The organism is Paraburkholderia sp. JPY419 (assembly GCF_050435705.1).
Taxonomy (GTDB): domain Bacteria; phylum Pseudomonadota; class Gammaproteobacteria; order Burkholderiales; family Burkholderiaceae; genus Paraburkholderia; species Paraburkholderia youngii.
Genome location: NZ_JBNDKV010000004.1, coordinates 1,262,840 through 1,278,878 on the forward strand (window position 1 = coordinate 1,262,840; position 16,039 = coordinate 1,278,878).

17 protein-coding genes and 1 pseudogene are annotated in these 16,039 nt (G+C 66.2%); 6 read left to right on the top strand and 12 right to left on the bottom strand.

Going from position 1 to position 16,039, the window contains the following annotated elements; all coding sequences use genetic code 11:
• Positions 1 to 130 precede the first annotated feature (130 nt).
• Positions 131 to 1,501 (top strand): MFS transporter, encoded by a 1,371-nt coding sequence (locus QFZ91_RS34270; RefSeq protein WP_368589487.1) that lies wholly within the window; start codon positions 131 to 133, stop codon positions 1,499 to 1,501.
• Positions 1,502 to 1,643: 142 nt separating this feature from the next.
• Here the strand turns inward: QFZ91_RS34270 and ltaE are convergent, their stop codons facing one another.
• The 3 genes from ltaE to QFZ91_RS34285 all read right to left on the bottom strand — a co-directional run bounded on the left by ltaE (position 1,644) and on the right by QFZ91_RS34285 (position 4,134).
• On the bottom strand, positions 1,644 to 2,651 hold the full coding sequence (gene ltaE, locus QFZ91_RS34275) for a low-specificity L-threonine aldolase (protein WP_176120748.1): 1,008 nt from the start codon (positions 2,649 to 2,651) through the stop codon (positions 1,644 to 1,646).
• A gap of 203 nt (positions 2,652 to 2,854) precedes the next feature.
• On the bottom strand, positions 2,855 to 3,658 hold the full coding sequence (locus QFZ91_RS34280; RefSeq protein WP_429569932.1) for a peptidoglycan DD-metalloendopeptidase family protein: 804 nt from the start codon (positions 3,656 to 3,658) through the stop codon (positions 2,855 to 2,857).
• Positions 3,659 to 3,822: 164 nt separating this feature from the next.
• Positions 3,823 to 4,134 carry a cupin domain-containing protein gene (locus tag QFZ91_RS34285; RefSeq protein WP_429569933.1) on the bottom strand — a complete coding sequence of 104 codons (312 nt, stop codon included), beginning with the start codon at positions 4,132 to 4,134 and terminating at the stop codon, positions 3,823 to 3,825.
• A gap of 230 nt (positions 4,135 to 4,364) precedes the next feature.
• Between QFZ91_RS34285 and QFZ91_RS34290 the strand changes: the two genes are divergently transcribed.
• On the top strand, positions 4,365 to 4,685 hold the full coding sequence (locus tag QFZ91_RS34290) for a hypothetical protein (protein ID WP_013091261.1): 321 nt from the start codon (positions 4,365 to 4,367) through the stop codon (positions 4,683 to 4,685).
• A gap of 155 nt (positions 4,686 to 4,840) precedes the next feature.
• On the opposite strand, the gene QFZ91_RS34295 is transcribed toward QFZ91_RS34290, so the two are convergent.
• The 7 genes from QFZ91_RS34295 to QFZ91_RS34325 form a co-directional block, all read right to left on the bottom strand.
• Positions 4,841 to 5,176, bottom strand: coding sequence for a DUF4148 domain-containing protein (locus tag QFZ91_RS34295; protein WP_429569934.1), 336 nt, complete (start codon positions 5,174 to 5,176; stop codon positions 4,841 to 4,843).
• Positions 5,177 to 5,449: 273 nt separating this feature from the next.
• Positions 5,450 to 6,859 carry an NADP-dependent phosphogluconate dehydrogenase gene (gene gndA, locus QFZ91_RS34300; RefSeq protein ID WP_429569935.1) on the bottom strand — a complete coding sequence of 470 codons (1,410 nt, stop codon included), beginning with the start codon at positions 6,857 to 6,859 and terminating at the stop codon, positions 5,450 to 5,452.
• A gap of 285 nt (positions 6,860 to 7,144) precedes the next feature.
• Entirely contained in the window at positions 7,145 to 7,753 is a 609-nt protein-coding gene (locus tag QFZ91_RS34305) for a DUF938 domain-containing protein (RefSeq protein ID WP_368596805.1), read from the bottom strand.
• Between the two features lie 33 nt (positions 7,754 to 7,786).
• Positions 7,787 to 8,404: a pyridoxamine 5'-phosphate oxidase family protein gene (locus tag QFZ91_RS34310; protein WP_429569936.1), complete on the bottom strand. Its 618-nt coding sequence runs from the start codon at positions 8,402 to 8,404 to the stop codon at positions 7,787 to 7,789.
• A 44-nt stretch (positions 8,405 to 8,448) separates the two neighbouring features.
• Positions 8,449 to 9,318, bottom strand: coding sequence for an NAD-dependent protein deacetylase (locus QFZ91_RS34315; protein WP_429569937.1), 870 nt, complete (start codon positions 9,316 to 9,318; stop codon positions 8,449 to 8,451).
• Positions 9,319 to 9,346: 28 nt separating this feature from the next.
• Positions 9,347 to 9,622 (bottom strand): oxidoreductase-like domain-containing protein, encoded by a 276-nt coding sequence (locus tag QFZ91_RS34320; protein ID WP_429569938.1) that lies wholly within the window; start codon positions 9,620 to 9,622, stop codon positions 9,347 to 9,349.
• 93 nt (positions 9,623 to 9,715) lie between these two features.
• Positions 9,716 to 10,480, bottom strand: a complete 765-nt coding sequence (locus QFZ91_RS34325) for an SDR family oxidoreductase (RefSeq protein WP_429569939.1) — start codon at positions 10,478 to 10,480, stop codon at positions 9,716 to 9,718.
• Between the two features lie 275 nt (positions 10,481 to 10,755).
• On the opposite strand from QFZ91_RS34325, the gene QFZ91_RS34330 reads away from it, so the two are divergent.
• Positions 10,756 to 11,589, top strand: coding sequence for a polysaccharide deacetylase family protein (locus tag QFZ91_RS34330; protein WP_429569940.1), 834 nt, complete (start codon positions 10,756 to 10,758; stop codon positions 11,587 to 11,589).
• 35 nt (positions 11,590 to 11,624) lie between these two features.
• Here QFZ91_RS34330 and QFZ91_RS34335 read toward each other — a convergent pair whose 3' ends face one another.
• Positions 11,625 to 13,037 carry a DUF2252 domain-containing protein gene (locus tag QFZ91_RS34335; protein WP_429569941.1) on the bottom strand — a complete coding sequence of 471 codons (1,413 nt, stop codon included), beginning with the start codon at positions 13,035 to 13,037 and terminating at the stop codon, positions 11,625 to 11,627.
• A gap of 242 nt (positions 13,038 to 13,279) precedes the next feature.
• Between QFZ91_RS34335 and QFZ91_RS34340 the strand changes: the two genes are divergently transcribed.
• Both QFZ91_RS34340 and QFZ91_RS34345 read left to right on the top strand, forming a co-directional pair.
• Complete coding sequence (locus QFZ91_RS34340) at positions 13,280 to 13,963, top strand: Pr6Pr family membrane protein (RefSeq protein WP_429569942.1); 684 nt, start codon at positions 13,280 to 13,282, stop codon at positions 13,961 to 13,963.
• A gap of 181 nt (positions 13,964 to 14,144) precedes the next feature.
• Positions 14,145 to 14,412, top strand: a pseudogene (locus tag QFZ91_RS34345) (CsbD family protein).
• Between the two features lie 96 nt (positions 14,413 to 14,508).
• On the opposite strand, the gene xth reads toward QFZ91_RS34345, so the two are convergent.
• The gene (gene xth / locus QFZ91_RS34350) at positions 14,509 to 15,318 is read right to left on the bottom strand and encodes an exodeoxyribonuclease III (protein ID WP_176120733.1); all 810 of its coding nucleotides are present in this window, start codon (positions 15,316 to 15,318) and stop codon (positions 14,509 to 14,511) included.
• A 301-nt stretch (positions 15,319 to 15,619) separates the two neighbouring features.
• Between xth and QFZ91_RS34355 the strand changes: the two genes are divergently transcribed.
• Entirely contained in the window at positions 15,620 to 15,964 is a 345-nt protein-coding gene (locus QFZ91_RS34355) for a zinc ribbon domain-containing protein YjdM (protein ID WP_368622018.1), read from the top strand.
• The last annotated feature ends 75 nt before the right edge of the window (positions 15,965 to 16,039 follow it).

Sequence of the window (16,039 nt, forward strand, 5' to 3'; positions counted from 1 at the left end):
ACCGCCGTGCGCGCGTCGCCTCTCTGGAAGCGGCCGACGCTGGCATGCCCAACCCGACGAGCACGCCTTGTCCGATAAGCTCAGCTCTACCGTCGGCGTCTCCACGCCGGCTCTCCCCGCCGACGGCCAGATGTCGGCCGCCAATCGCCGCGCGATGGCCGCGATCATGCTCGCCGTCGCGCTCGCCACGCTCGATACCGCGATCGCCAACACCGCGCTGCCCGCGATCGCCGGCGACCTGCACGCGGCGCCGGCCGCGTCGGTCTGGATCATCAACGCGTATCAGCTCGCGATGGTCGCGACGCTGCTGCCGCTCGCCGCGCTCGGCGATATCGTCGGGCATCGGCGTATCTATATCGGCGGCATCGCGCTGTTCACGCTGAGTTCGCTCGGCTGCGCTCTGGCGCCGACGCTGCCGCTGCTCGCCGCCGCGCGGATCGTGCAGGGCCTGGGCGCCAGCGCGATCATGAGCGTCAACACCGCGCTGATCCGCTATCTGTACCCGCCGCATCGGCTCGGTCGCGGGCTCGGCACCAATGCGCTGATCGTCGGCGTGTCGTTCGCGGTCGGGCCGACGGTGGCGTCGCTGATTCTGTCGGTCGCAACGTGGCCGTGGCTATTCGCGGTCAACGTGCCGCTCGGCGTCCTCGCGCTGAGCTTTGCGATGCCGGCGCTGCCGCATACCGCGCAGGGCCGGCATCAGTTCGATCCGCTGGCGGCGCTGCTCAACGTGGTCACGTTCGCCGCGCTGATCTTCGCGCTCGGCGAGGCGGCGCAACGCGCGTCGATGCAGATCGTGCTCAGCGCCGCGGCGGTCGCCGTCGTGTTCGGGCTGCTGCTGATTCGCCGCGAGGCGGGTCACTCCGCGCCGATGCTGCCCGTCGATCTGTTCAAGCGGCCGGTGTTCGCGCTGTCGGCGGTGACGGCCGTCTGCTCGTTCGCCGCGCAGAGCCTCGCATTCGTGTCGCTGCCGTTCTATTTCGAGGACGTGCTGCTGCGCAGCCAGGTCGAAACCGGCTTCCTGATGACGCCGTGGCCCGTCGTGGTCGCGCTTGCCGCGCCGCTCGCGGGCGGCCTGTCGGACCGCTATCCGCCGGGGCTGCTCGGCGCGGTCGGGCTCGCGGTGCTGTCGGCGGGGATGGCCTCGCTGGCGATGCTGCCCGCCCATCCGCACGTGCTCGACATCGGCATCCGCATGGCGATCTGCGGCGCGGGCTTCGGCTTTTTCCAGTCGCCGAACCTGAAGGCGCTGATGGCGAGCGCGCCGCCGGAGCGCAGCGGCGGCGCCAGCGGCATCGTCGCGACCGCGCGGCTAATCGGCCAGGCGACCGGTGCCGCGCTGGTCGCGCTGTGCTTCGGCATCGCCGGACGCCAGCATGGGCCGACGCTCGCGCTCGGCCTCGGCGCATTCTTTGCCGGCGCGGCGAGCCTCGCGAGCGGCTTGCGGCTCTTCGCGCCATCGCATCGCGCGGGCGTGCAGGCGAAGGCGGCGGTCAAGTGAGATGTGCGCCGGACGGCACGCGAGACGAGGATAAAGCTTGCAGGAAGCGCGGCTCGAACGAACCGCGCATGAGTTGAAGCCGGTGCGGGAAGACGAGGCGGCAACTACGCGAGCCGCCTCGCTTCCGACCAATGCAGCGCGATCAACGTGCCGCGAAATACCCCTTCACCGCGTCAATGAACGTGTCGATATCGTCGCGCGACACATCCATGTGCGTGACGAAGCGCGAGGCATACAGCATCTGCGTGAGGATGCCGCGCTCCTTGAGCCATGCCTCGAGCGGCGCGCAATGCTGCTGCGGAAACTGCGCGAACACCATGTTCGTTGCAAGCGACTGCACCTTCACCTGCTCGATGGTCTCCAGCCCCGCCGCCAGATGCGCGGCGTTCGCGTGATCGTCGGCAAGACGCTCGACGTTGTGATCGAGCGCATACAGGCAGGCGGCCGCGAGCACCCCAGCCTGGCGCATGCCGCCGCCGAGCACCTTGCGCCAGCGATGCGCGACGTCGATCAGCGCGCGGCTGCCGACCAGCACCGAGCCGACCGGCGCGCCCAGTCCCTTCGAAAAGCAGATCGACACCGAATCGAACGGCTCGGCGAGCGCCGCGACCGGCTTGCCCGACGCGACCGCCGCGTTGAACACGCGCGCGCCGTCGAGGTGGGTCGCGAGGCCGCGCTCGCGCGCGAGCTGCGTCGCGTCGGCGACGTACTGAGCCGGCAGCACCTTGCCGCCGATCGTATTTTCCAGCGCGACGAGCCGCGTGCGCGCGAAGTGATCGTCGATCGGCTTGATCGCGGCGGCGATCTTGTCGAGCGGGATCGAGCCGTCGGCGGCGTTTTCGAGCGGCTGCGGCTGGATGCTGCCGAGCACGGCCGCGCCACCGCCCTCGTATTTGTAGGTGTGCGCAAGCTGGCCGACGATGTATTCGTCGCCGCGCGCGCAGTGCGCCATCAACGCGGCGAGGTTGCTTTGCGTGCCGCTCGGGAAGAACAGCCCCGCTTCTTTGCCGGTGCGCTCGGCCAGCGTGGCCTGCAGACGCAGTACGGTGGGGTCGTCGCCCCAGACGTCGTCGCCGACTTCGGCCGCCGACATCGCCGCGAGCATCGGCGGAGTCGGGCGGGTAACGGTATCGCTGCGCAAATCGATCATTGTGTGTCCCTGTGCGTCCATGGATGACAACCTACGGCAGCCGGCCGCGCGTGCACTCCGGGAGGAACGCGTACGCGCCGGCAAACGAGCCATACAGTGTATTCAATTCAGGCGACGCTGAAAATCGGCGCGTCCCCGCAAGGCGCGCCGATCCGACTGCGAGGAGTCGATAGACACTGAATCAATAGACGCGACGCGGCCGCTCAGCCGCCCGGCTTGGGCAGCCACTGCAGCGGATCGACCGGCTGGCCGTTCTGGCGCACTTCGAACTGGATCGACGCGGCACCGCGGCTATCGACCCCGACCTCGCCGATCGTCTGCCCTTGCGCGACCGCGTCGCCTTCCTTGACGAGCAATTGGCTGTTCTGGCCATACGCGGTGATCAGCGAGTCGTTGTGCTTGATGATGATGAGCGGGCCGTAGGCTTCGATGCCGGTGCCCGCGTAGACCACGCGGCCGGTCGCCGCGGCCTTGACCGGATCGCCGGGTTGCCCGCCGATCACGATGCCGTTGTATTTGCCCGGCGCGAACGCGCGAAGGATCGGCCCGCGCAACGGCCATTGCAGCACGCCCTGCTGGGGCCCGGCCGCGGGGGCTGGCGCACCGGGGACGGCGCCCGGCGGCACGTTCGCCGTCGCGCCCGGCGCGGCCGGCGCAGCCGGCGTCACTGCAACGGGCGGCGTGACCACGCTGCCCGAGGCCATCGGCGGAGAAACGCGCAGCACCTGACCGGGCGCGACCGCCGCGTTAACCGGCAAGCCGTTCCAGGCCGCGATTTCCTGCGGCTTGCGTCCATATGCCGAGGCGATGCCGGCCAGCGTGTCGCCCGGATTGACGCGGTAGAAGCCGGCGGGCACCGGGACGGTCGCGAGACTGGTCGCGCTCGACGGCGCGTTGTTGTAGAACGGCGTGCTTTCCCACGGCATCGTCGTGCAGCCGGCGATCGCCACGCCGAGCGCCGCCGCGATCAGCAGGCGGATGGCCGTCGGTTGCCATTGTTGTGTCATCTGATTTTCCTCGACGTGTGTCTCGTTCCGATTCAATCGACGCCGCTGCAATTGCCGTGCCGCCACGCTTGCGTAAGGTCGCGGCTGCCTGTTGCCGCGTGGATATTATGCGCGAGCCCCACGCGCGCGCCGCGCTGGCGCGTGCCGTCAAACTGCGGTGTTCTTCAGACGCTTCCTTGCGTTTCGACGACCAGCACCCGTGCCGCGCCGACCGGATGCGCAACATGCTCGGTGCCGACCGTCGCGTAGAACACGTCGCCGGTTTCGAGCACCGTCGAACGTTCGACGCCGTCTTCGCGATAGCGCATCTCGACGCGCCCGTCGAGCACGGCGAACACTTCCTCGCCGTCGTTCACGTGCCACTTGTACGGCCGGTCGGTCCAATGCAGACGCGTGGTGATGCCGTTCATGTTCGCGATGTCGAGCGCACCCCAGGCACGCGGCGCGGTAAAGCTTTTGCTGCGGATGATCTTCATGGTCGATGAGCAATTGGCAAGCGCGCAAACCCCGCGGGCGGCGCCGTCCGCCCACGGCGACGGCGCTTGCGCGGCTGGCCCTATTATAGGTCGCATGGCCCGCGCGTCTCGGCGGGCAAGCCGCCACGGCCGATTCGTCCGATTGTTGCGGGCAATCGGCCATCGCCTATACTCAGTCAAGCCGCGCGGAGCAGTTCACGACAACGTTGGGATTCTGGGAGGAATCGAGGATGAACAAAGCCACCTTTCTGGCCGTGCAACTCAACGTCGACGATGTGGCGGCGTCTGCCGGCCTCGTCGAGCTGCTGAACACCCACCTGATTTTCGCCGCCGACGTCGCCGAGGCCGCCGATGCGCTCGTGCAACTGGCGAGCGTCGCGAGGCTGTCGAGCGGGGTCGAGGCGAGCGTCGAGTTGCCCGCGGTGGCGATCGAGCGTCTGCGCGAGGCGCTCGACAACCTGAGCGGCTACGACGAATCGTGGCTTCTCGCGCTGGAGCCGAGCCGCGCGCTGTTCGATGACATCGGCCGGCGGCAGCGAACCCTGCATTGACGCCAACCCGCCGCAGCACGGCGCCGTAAACGACAAAACGCCATCCGATCGAACTGGATGGCGTTTTTTCTTGCCCGCCGCGCTCGCGCTATTCCACGAAGCGGCGTCTACAACGGACTACGACTACCCACTACACCTGCACACTTCTACTGCGATCAGCTGCCGAAGTACACCGAGTTACGGTTGGCCTTCGCCGGAACGACGGCGTGGCCTGCTTGCGACGTGCCGGCAGCCGGAGCGCCGTAGCCGCTGGTGTCCGCGCGGTTGGCTGCGACGGCCGTGCCGCGCTGCGCATCGACGCGTGCTTGCGCTGCCTGGATGTCGGCCGGGTAGTTGACGTCGTTGGCGGACGGGTTGTAGCCGACCTGTTCGAGTTGGATCAGTTGAGCGCGAACCTGAGCGCGCGTCACCGGCTGGCTGGCTTGAGCGAACGAAGCGGCCGGAACAACTAGGGCGGCGGCGATTGCAACTGCGGAAATCAGGGTCTTCATGATTGACCTCCAAAGGACTTGTTGTGGTGCGCTTCGGGGTTTCTGCTTTTCCCTCAGCGATTGAAAACAAGTTTAGAGGCGTCACGATCTAGGGTAAACCCTTAAACCGGCGAAACTCCATTTCTACCAGCGCAATAATCATTTCGCATTTGCTTAGGTTTACAGCCAACCCTCGATATATTTGGCAATAATGCGGCGCCTGCTTGGCGATCCAAACAGAACAATGGCCCGGCGCGCTGTCACCATCGCGCGCCGGGCCGTTTTTTCAACCGCTTAGCTCCACTGTGCGTGGAAGCTGCCTGGCTTATCGATGCGTTCGAACGTATGCGCGCCGAAGAAGTCGCGCTGCGCCTGCACGAGGTTCGCGGGCAGACGCTCCGAGCGGTAAGCGTCGAAATACGCGATCGCCGACGCGAACGCCGGTACCGGCACGCCCGCATTGACCGCGGCCACCACGACTTCGCGCAGCGCCGCCTGGTAGTTCTTCGCGATGTCGCGGAAGTACGGATCGAGCAGCAGGTTCGCGAGCGCCTTGTCCTTCGTGTAGGCGTCGGTGATTTTCTGCAGGAAGCGCGCGCGGATGATGCAGCCCGCGCGGAAGATCTTCGCGATCGTGCCGTAGTCGAGATCCCACTTGTACTCTTCCGACGCTGCGCGCAACTGCGCGAAGCCCTGCGCGTACGAGATCACCTTGCTGAAGTACAGCGCGCGGCGCACCGATTCGATGAACGCCTCCTTCGCGCCTTCGAGCGGCTTGGCCCGCGGCCCTTCGAGCACCTTGCTCGCGGCCACGCGCTGCGTCTTCAGCGACGACAGCACGCGCGCGAACACCGCCTCGGTGATCAGCGGCAGCGGTGCGCCGAGGTCGAGCGCGTTCTGGCTGGTCCACTTGCCAGTGCCCTTCTGCGCGGCACGGTCGAGGATCACGTCGACGAGGTCCTTGCCCGTTTCGTCGTCCTTCTTGCTGAAGATCTTCGAGGTGATTTCGATCAGATAGCTGTCGAGCTCGCCCTGGTTCCACTCGGTATAGACCTTGCCGAGTTCCTCGTTCGACAAGCCGACGACCTGCTTCAACACCGCATAACTCTCGGCGATCAGCTGCATGTCGCCGTACTCGATGCCGTTGTGCACCATCTTCACGAAGTGGCCCGCGCCGTCCGGTCCCATGTACGCGACGCAGGGCTCGCCGTCCGGCGCCTTCGCGGCGATCTCGGTGAGGATCGGCGCGACGAGGTCGTACCCGTCGCGCTGGCCGCCCGGCATGATCGACGGGCCTTTCAGCGCGCCTTCCTCGCCGCCCGACACGCCGGTGCCGATGAAATGCAGACCGGCCTTCGCGAGTTCCTGGTTGCGGCGGATCGTGTCGGTGAAGGGTGTGTTGCCGCCATCGATCAGGATGTCGCCTTTTTCGAGCAGCGGCTTGAGCGAGGCAATGGTTGCGTCGGTCGGCTCGCCGGCCTTGACCATCATCAGAATGCGGCGCGGCTTTTCAAGCGAGTCGACGAATTCTTCCAGCGTGAAAGCCGGCACCAGTTTGCGGTCCGGAAATTCGGCGATGAGTTCGTCGGTTTTCGCGCGGCTACGGTTGTAGACCGACACCGCGTGGCCGCGGCTCTCGATGTTGAGCGCCAGATTGCGGCCCATCACCGCCAGCCCCACCACGCCGATTGCCTGTTTGCTCATTTGAATTCTCCAGAGTCCAATGAATGTCGTGGCGCCGCGCTGCAAAAACACCGGCGCGGCGTCGAGGGTGAAAGGATAAAAGAAATGCGCGCCTGCCGCTTGATGGCGGGCAAGCACGCCGGTTGCTCGTGCTGCTGCGGTGCTCCTGCCGTGCTCCAACTTGCGCGTAACGCCGGGTAGACAGCTATTGTGCGCGCGTCGGCGCTTGCGCGGAGGGTTCGGCCTGGAATCGGACTGAGGTTTGGCGGACGACACGAACGAATGCACGACCCGTCGATCTTCCCGCTACCCTGCCCGCTTCCTGAACACCAGACTGAAGTTGTTCGCGGGCATCGCGACCACCCGTTCGCACGTGAGCCCCGCCGCGTCGCCGAGCGCAACGACCGCTTCCATATCGCGCACGCCCCATTCGGGATTGCGACTCTTCAGCCACTGCTCGAACGCTTCGTTGCTCGGTGCCGTATGCGCGCCGCCGCGCCGGTAAGGACCATATAGATAGAGCACGCCGCCGTCGACGAGCCGCCGCCCCGCGCCGTCGATGAGTGCCTGCGCGGCGCTCCACGGCGAGATGTGGATCATGTTGATGCAGACCACCGCGTCGAGCGCATCGACGCCCCAGTCCGGCTGATGCACGTCGAGCGCGAGCGGCGCGCGCACGTTCGCGAGCCCCGCGTGCGCGGTCCACGCGGCAATCGACTCGCGTGCTTCTTCGTCTGCGTCGCTCGGCTGCCAGTCGAGACCGGGCAGCGCGCCGGCGAACCAGATCGCGTGCTCACCAGTGCCGCTCGCGATTTCGAGCACGCGGCCGCGCGCCGGCAGCGCATCGCGCAGCACGGCGAGGATCGGTTCGCGATTGCGTTCGGCGGATGGCGAATGTTGCCGGGCATCGGTCATGGTCGGCCTTGCGTTTCGGTTTTGCGATTTACGTTAGTACAGCGTGGCGCGCACGCGTTCGGGAAGCTCGCGATCGTAGGCGGCCGCGTCGAATTTTTCGCCATCGTTCGCGGCGAAGATGTGTTGCAGGATCTCGCCCGTGCTCGGCAGTTGCGAGCGCTCGATATGCCGCGCCGGGTCCCACAGCCCCGAGCGCACGATCGCCTTCGAGCAATGAAAGTACACGGCCTCGACGTCGATCAGCAGCACGGTGCGCGGCAGTTTACCGTCGACGGCGAAACTGTCCAGCAGCGCCGCGTCGTTCGAGATTCGGCCGCGGCCGTTCACGCGCAAGGTCTCGCCGACACCGGGGATCACGAACAGCAGCGCGACACGCGGATCGGCGATGACGTTGCGCAAGCTGTCGAGCCGGTTGTTGCCGGGGCGGTCCGGCAGCGCGAGCGTGCGTGCGTCGACGACCCGCACGAAGCCCGGCGCATCGCCGCGCGGCGAGCAGTCGAGACCGGCGGGGCCGCTCGTCGCGAGCACCGCGAACGGCGCGGCCGCGATGAACGCGCGATAGTCGTCGTTGACATAGGGGATCTCTTTGCGCAGCGAGCGCTCGGCTGGCTGTGCGTAGAGGGCTTCGAGTTGTTCGATCGTCGTCAGCATGCAGTTTCCTCGGGTTTAATTGTGATTCGCGCAACGTACTCTTTTCAATCGCCCGCCAGCAACCCGGCGAGCGCGCTCAAGGTGTCGCCGCACGGCGCGGCCATCTTCAGAGACAACAGCGGATCGGCGCGGGTGCGGCCAAGATTGATCGCCGCGATCGGCTTGCCCTGGCGCTGCGCCCACACGCAGAAGCGGTAGCCGGAATACACCATCAGCGACGAGCCGGCCACCAGCACCGCGTCGGCCGCATCGAGCGCATGCGACGCCGCAACGACCCGCGCCTTCGGCACGTTCTCGCCGAAGAACACCACCGACGGCTTCAGCAGCCCGCCGCAGTTCGAGCATGCCGGCACGCGAAAACCGCCGAGATCGTGCCACTCGAGATGCGCGTCGCCATCGGCGGCGGCTTCGGCCGTGACGTCGAGCAGTGCGGGGTTATCGGCTTCGAGCGTCTGCTGGATCGCCGCGCGCGAATGCTGCATGCCGCAGTCGAGACAACTGACGCCGTCGATGCCGCCATGCAGCTCGATCACGTCGCGGCTGCCCGCGCGCTGATGCAAGCCGTCGACGTTCTGCGTGACCAGCGTCGGCACGTGACCCACCGCTTCGAGCCGCGCAAGCGCGACATGCGCGGCATTCGGTTGCGCGCGCGCGACCAGCGGCCAGCCGACCATGCTGCGCGCCCAGTAGCGCTGACGCATCGCCAGCGTGCCGAGGAACTCCTGCAGCGTGATCGGCGGCGAGCGCTTCCATGCGCCGTTGTCGTCGCGATAGCCGGGAATGCCGGAGTCGGTGCTGATGCCGGCGCCGGTCAGCACGAACAGGCGCGGATGACGCTGCACGAAGCGATGCAGATCATCGAGCGTGTGCGGGTCGGCGAGGGATTCGGTCGGCGTGAGCTGAAGGTCGGTCATGACGGGGACGTGGAGTTGCTTGCGCGCATCAGCGGTGTGGGTTCGGTTTGCCGCGCCGGGCTATCGAGCGACGCGCGTCCGCCTGCGGCTTCGACTTCGCGCCTTGCGTGTCCAGCCGCCGCGCTGGCCGCGCTTTCTGCGCCTGCCGCTTCTGCCACGCAGCCAGCGCGATCTCGTAGCGCTCCAGTGCTTCGTCGTAGAGATCGAACACGCACTGCGTGCAGCCGCTGTGACAGCAGTCGTCGAGATCGGGCCGCACGGGCGGCGGCGGCGGCGGGTCGTCGCTGGGTTTGGCGCGTGGCACGGCGCTTGGTTTGCCTGGAGAGACGGCGGAGCGCCCAGTATAAGTTGAACCCGCGCGCGCCGCTCCCGCTTGCGAGACGGTGCTGCGCGCCGCTCAGCCGCGCCCGACGAACGGCATCTTGCTCGCCATGATCGTCATGAACTGCACGTTCGCCGACAGCGGCAGGCTCGCCATATGCAGCACCGCGTCGGCGACATGCTGCACGTCCATCAGCGGCTCGACCGCGATCTCGCCGTTCGCTTGCGGCACGCCGCGCGCCATCCGCGCGGCCATCTCGGTTCCCGCGTTGCCGATGTCGATCTGCCCGCACACGATGTCGTATTTGCGGCCGTCGAGCGACACCGCTTTCGTGAGCCCGGTGATCGCGTGTTTGGTCGCCGTGTAGGCGGCGCTGTTCGGACGCGGCGCGTGCGCGGAAATCGAGCCGTTGTTGATGATGCGGCCACCGCGCGGGTTTTGCGTCTTCATCAGCCCGAACGCCGCGCGCGTGCACAGGAATACGCCGTTCAGGTTGGTGTCGACGATCGAGCGCCATTCGTCGATGCTCACTTCGTCGAGATCGACGGGCGAGCCGTTGCGTCCCGCGTTGTTGAACAGCACGTCGAGCCGGCCGAAGCGCGCGCGGATCGTGTCGAATAGCGCGGCGACGCTGTCGGCGTCGGTCACGTCGCACGACATCGCGAGCGCTTCGCCGTGCTGCGCTTGCGCTTCCTGCGCGACCGCATCGAGCGCGGCCTGGCGGCGTCCGGCGAGGACCACGCTATAGCCGTGCTTCGCAAGCGTCAGCGCGCACGCGCGGCCGATGCCGCTGCCCGCGCCTGTCACCAGCGCCACTTTGCCGTTTCCTGTTTGCCACATCGCGCATCTCCTGTCGTATTGGGTCGCGACGCGCGCGTTTTCCGGCAATCGGTCCGATCGCCATCGACACGCGCGCCGCTTTTCGTTCCGCACCATACAACAGCGAATCGGCGATCGCAAAGCGCGGGAGTCTTTCAGCGCGCTTTCGCCGGGTACGTGGCCACCGAGCGCGGCACGTCGACGCGCGCAACAGTGGTATCGTTCGCGGTTGCGCATCGCGCGCAAGAGTCACAGCCTTCCCTGGACGGACGAAGGCGTACTGGAAGCACGTTTCGATGAATGAATGCCCGAACCCGCCGCGCCGCTGGCCGCGTAGCCGCAACTCCGCACTGCTGAACGGCACGATCGGCTGGCACGTGATCGTGCTGATCGGCGTGGCTGTTGCACCAGCCGCGTGGCCATGGTGGCTCGCCTCGATCATCGCGAATCACGCGCTGTTTACGATCACCGGACTGTTGCCGCGCACGACGCTGCTCGGACCGAACTGGACCCGACTGCCCGCTAGCCCGCGCAACGCGGATGCGATCGCGCTGACCATCGACGACGGCCCCGATCCCGTCGTCACGCCGAAAGTGCTCGATCTGCTCGACGCGTTCGACGTGCGGGCGACGTTCTTCTGCATCGGCTCGAAGGTCGAGCGCTATCCGCAACTCGCGCGCGAGATCGTCGCGCGTGGACATGCACTCGAAAATCATTCGCAGGTGCACGTGCATACGTTTTCGGTCACGTTTCCGCACGGGTTGACGCGCGAGATCGCCGCCGCGCAACGCACGCTCGAATCCGTCAGCGGCGCGCGGCCGATGTTCTTCCGTGCGCCCGCCGGACTGCGCAACCTCTTTCTGGAGCCGGTGCTGCGCAAGCTCGATCTGCGTCTCGCCGCGTGGACACGGCGCGGCTACGATACGCGCGAGCGCAACCCGCACGTGGTCGCGCGGCGGCTGCTCGATGGCCTCGCCGCGCGCGACATCCTGTTGCTGCACGATGGCAACGCCGCGCTGACCATCGAAGGCCAGCCGCTGATTCTCGCGGTGCTGCCGAGCGTGATCGAAGCAGCGCGCGAGCGGCATCTGCGGTTCGTCACGCTGCGCGAAGCGCGCGTCGATGCGTGACGACACGCGTGAAGTGACACTCGGCGCGAACAGCGCTACACGCGAAAATCCGCCGCCATCTCCTCATCGGTACGCGCTTCGAGCTTGCCGGCGCGACACGCTTTGATGAACACCTCGTAGTCGCGCTCGACCTGATCCGCGTAGGCACTCGCGTAGCCGCTCAGCGCTTCGGCGAACTGATCGCCGCGGCCGATGTACGCGCTGATCTCGATCGCCTGCCCGCTCGCCTTCGCATGCGCGCGCGCCATGATCCAGCCGCATAGCCGCGCGTAGCCGTCGAGCAGATCGCTGTCGAACAGCTCGATATTCGCGGACAGCTTCATGTCGCGCAGTTGGCGGAAATAGAACTGCCGCCCGTGCGGCCCCGTCCCCCAGCCGAGGAACACGTCGCTCGCGGTTTGCAGCAGCCGCTGACCTTGCACGACGCGCTCGCCCTGATGCTTGACCGTCGGCGACTTGTAGAACTGCGCGATCACCGATGGCCGCGCCTCCTTCAACTGCAGGAACAACGGCTCGCCCATGTGATCGACGAGCAGCACGACCAGACAACGCGCGCCGACGCTGCCGACGCCAGCCACCTTGAACACGACGTCGTGCCTCGTGAACTGATCGAGCAGATCGCGCCTATCGTGCGACATCGACTTGCGGTACTCGTCCCACACCAGCTCGATCATCTTTTCGATGTTGCCGGTCCGGTAGGTTTCGGTTTCCTCGGCCGTAAACAGTGTGTTCGCACCGAGCACATGAAACAGCGCGGGCGGCGCGTCGTGGAGGGTCCAACGATTGCCGTCGAACGACGCCATTTTTTGCAGCAGGCTTTCATGCGTGCGGCTCGCGGCCTTTTCCATGGCACGCCGCACCGCGCGCCGGCGCTCGGGCGTCAGTGCGATCTCGGCCATGCGGTCGAACGTGATGCGGTCGTACCACAGATCGAGCGCGCCGAACTGCGCGTATTGCGCGACGCGATCGCGATACGAGCCGACCGCGGTCATCACGAGACTCTCGGCGGTGCCGCGGCTCAGGCGCATCTGCCGCGCGGCCACGACGAGGCTCGCGCACAGGCGCTTCAGGTCCCATTCGAACGGGCCGATCGAGACTTCATCGAAATCGTTCAGGTCGAAGACCAGTTGCCGCTCGGGTGTCGCGAAGCCGCCGAAATTCATCAGATGGCCGTCGCCGCAGATCGGCAGGCTAAGACCGCTGTCGTGCACCTTGCTCAGATCGTGCGCTTGCAGAATCGCACTGCCGCGATGAAACGCAAGCGGCGAGGCTGCCATGCGCCCATAGCGCAGCGGCACCAGATTCTCGACGCGCTCCGCGCTGCTTCGTTTCAGCAGTTCGATCGGATCCCGGTGCAACTCGCCGACCGCCCGATGGCTCGAGCGTTTCGAATGCTCGCGTGCGGCGCGGCCGCGCGCTTCCCGTTCGGCAATGGTGCTGGCTCTCATGCTTTCTCTCCGCTTCTTTGCGATTCTTCGACCGGCGACGATAGAGACTGCTTGCCGCGCGTGGCGCCGTTAATAGCGAGGCGGCAGTCGCGATCATAACGGGTCGGAACACAACACGGTTAAGCGCGTTCGTCGTCAGCAATCCGACCTGCGTAGTACCCCGTAGTATTTTCGCAACCGCCGGCTCGCATGCGCGAGAAAGCACATGCGAGCGAGCGCGCACCGCGCGTAGAATCGAGCGCATGCGCCCTACCCTCGTTCCGCAGCGCGAGCCCGAGCTGCCGCTGCATACGCCCAGTGTGTCGTCGCTGACGTTGGCGGCGGTGATTGCGCTGATCGCGTGGATGGCGATCCTCGCGCAAGCCGACCTGACCATCGATCGCACGCTCGCGCGCGGTCTCACCGTGTTCGACGCGCTCGCGCGCATGAGCAGCTACCTCACCAATCTAACGGTGCTCGCCAGCGCCTTCTGCTTCACCTGCGTTGCGCTGTGGAAGCAGCGCTCGCCGCTCGTGCGCTTTTTCCGGCAGCCGACCGTCGTGACCGCGGTGGTCGCGTACATGGTGTTCGTCGGCATCGCGTACAACGTGCTGTTGCGCGGACTGTGGCCGCTGTCGCCCTACCGGCGCATGCTCAATGAGTCGCTGCACAGCGCGCTGCCATTGCTCGCCGCGCTCTACTGGGTGCTGTTCGTGCCGCGCTTCCATCTGCGCTTGCGTCACTGCCTGCTATTGCTCGTCTATCCGCTCGCCTATCTCGGCATCACGTTCTGGCGCGGCAGCCTGTCGGATTTCTATCCGTATCCGTTCATCGACGTCGAATCGCTCGGGCTGCGCCAGGTGCTGGTCAATTCCGCGCTGCTGTTCGGCGGTTTTCTAATGCTGCTGGCCGTGTTCGTCGGCATCAATTCCAGGCGCCGACGATGATGTTCCAGCACATTCCATCTGGCCGGACGGGTTGCGCCGCGTTGCCGGGCGCATTTCTTGCACCCCTTTCGTCACTGACGCAGGCTGACGCCGCACCGGCGCGGCTTGCGCGGCGGCCTTGTGCGGGCGCGTTGCAATTGCAGCGCGCCCGCACGTAAATATGACAACAGGAGCGATGCATATGGACACGAATTCAGCGGCAGGCGCGGTAAAGGAAGTCGCCGGTTAAGGTGCAAAGCGCGGTCGGCGACGCAGTCGGCGACACCAGCGCGCAGGTGGCGGGCAAGGCGCGCGAATTGAGCGGCAAGGCGCAGCAGTTATGCGCGAACACGACGAGCCTCTTGCGCGACACGACGGCCGAAAGCCCGTTCACGACGCTGGCCGTCGTCGCACTCGCCGGGTTCGTGATGGGCGCGCTGTGGTCGCGCGGCGGTCGCGACTACGACTGATGCAGGCGCGGCGCCGGATCGTAGGCGCCGAACGCCAGTGCGAAGCAGTCGCACCAAAGCGGGCGATCCGCGGCAAGCGGTTCGCCCGCTGCTTTACTAGCCGCTCTTCTTCTTGCGGCCGGCGCCCATCTCCAGTTCGATCCACGCGGGCGCATGATCGCTCGCATGAGGTTCGCCGCGCACCCAGCGGTCGACGCCCGCGTCTCGCAGACGCGGCGCGAGATCGGCGCTCAGCAGCAGATGATCGATGCGCAACCCCGAATTCGTGTCCCAATGACGGCGGAAATAATCCCAGAACGTGTACACACGTTCGTCGCCGAAATGCGTGCGCAGCGCATCGGTCCAGCCTTGCGCGAGCAGCTTTCGATAGCGCTCGCGGCTCTCCGGCTGCAACAGCGCATCCTTTAGCCACGAGCGCGGGTTGTAGATGTCTTCGTCGGTCGGCACGACGTTGAAGTCGCCGGCGATCACGACCGGGTGGCCGCTCTTGTAGAGCTGCGCCGCATGCGCGATCAGATGATCGAACCACGCGAGCTTGTAGTCGAACTTGGGGCCCGGCTGCGGATTGCCGTTCGGCAGGTACAGACACACGATCAGCACGCCGCCGACCGCGGCCTCGATGTAGCGGCTATGCGTGTCGTCTTCGAAACCGGGCAGACCGCGCCGCCGTTCGAGCGGCGCTTCGCCTTTGGCCAGAATCGCCACGCCATTCCATGCGCTCTGGCCTTGCCAGACGGCGCCATAACCGGCTTCGCGCAAGGCGTCGACGGGGAACGCGCTATCCACCGCCTTCAGTTCCTGCAGACACACGACGTCCGGCGCCTCGCGCTCGAGCCATTGAAAAAGCGCCGCCTGGCGCGAGCGGATTCCATTGATGTTGAACGTCGCAATGCGCAGCTTCGCCATGATCGTCCCTCCGTCGCCTGTGGCACCGCGAGCACCGACCCCATTTTGGCCCGGTTGGCCCGTTCCAAATTTATCACCCGCAACTTTCCATCCAGCTCGAAGCTGTCGACATCCGCAGCGAAGCTACCCGCGAGTCTGATGAATGGCGCCGAGAGCAGATGCTAATCGGAAGGTAAGATAATGTGTATTGCATTATAATTTCGCGCGCCCGTGAGCCGCCGGCACGATGCCGACTCTGGCGAGGCGGGTTGCCCGCCTGTTTTTTACTGACTGTCTTCAAGTCGTTTCAATGGACGCTGCAATGAACGCTGCCCCCGCCTGCCCGCAATGCGCGATGGAAAACACCTACCCTGACGGCACGCTGTACGTGTGTGCGGACTGCGGTCACGAATGGTCGGCAAACGCTGGCGCCGATGCGAACGATGAACCCGCCGGTAGCGTCGTCAAGGATGCGAACGGCAACGTGCTGGCCGACGGGGATTCGGTCGTGCTGATCAAGGATTTGCGCGTCAAGGGTTCGTCGATCACGCTGAAGATGGGCACCAAGGTGAAGAGCATCCGGATCGTCGGCGGCGATCACGAAATCGACTGCAAGACCGACGCCGGCAGCTTCATGCTCAAGGCCTGCTTTCTGAAGAAGGTCTGACGGGCCGTTCGCCGTTGGCGGCCCCGCTCCGAAGCGCGGTTCGCAGTGCATGATTCAATCGACTGGTTGGCTACC